The following is a 263-nucleotide window of genomic DNA, read 5'->3' on the forward strand; positions in this document are numbered from 1 at the left end:
GCTGCGTCAAAATCATAAGTTCGTTAAGTATGTTGCTTGAAAGTCCTTTTATAATGCCTAGGTCTATGCCTAACCGAACATCTGAAAGGCACTTTGCAGTTTCTTTCGATTCTATCATCCGGCAATTAGACAAGACCCCATAAGACCGATATACCCGATCCTCAAGTTCGATTTTAGAAGTTTGATAAATCGCTTCTCGGGCAGATCGTTCTTGTTCAATCAACTGAGCAGCAACACTGTTAAGATCCTCTACAATATCCTGC

Annotated in this window: 1 pseudogene; it reads right to left on the minus strand. The window is 41.1% G+C overall.

The features are described from left to right. Positions 1-263: pseudogene (locus tag SB660_RS21440) on the minus strand (ATP--guanido phosphotransferase); the annotation flags it as partial.

Source organism: Bacillus sp. SIMBA_005, assembly GCF_046535585.1.
In the GTDB taxonomy this organism is placed as follows: Bacteria; Bacillota; Bacilli; order Bacillales; family Bacillaceae; genus Bacillus; species Bacillus pumilus.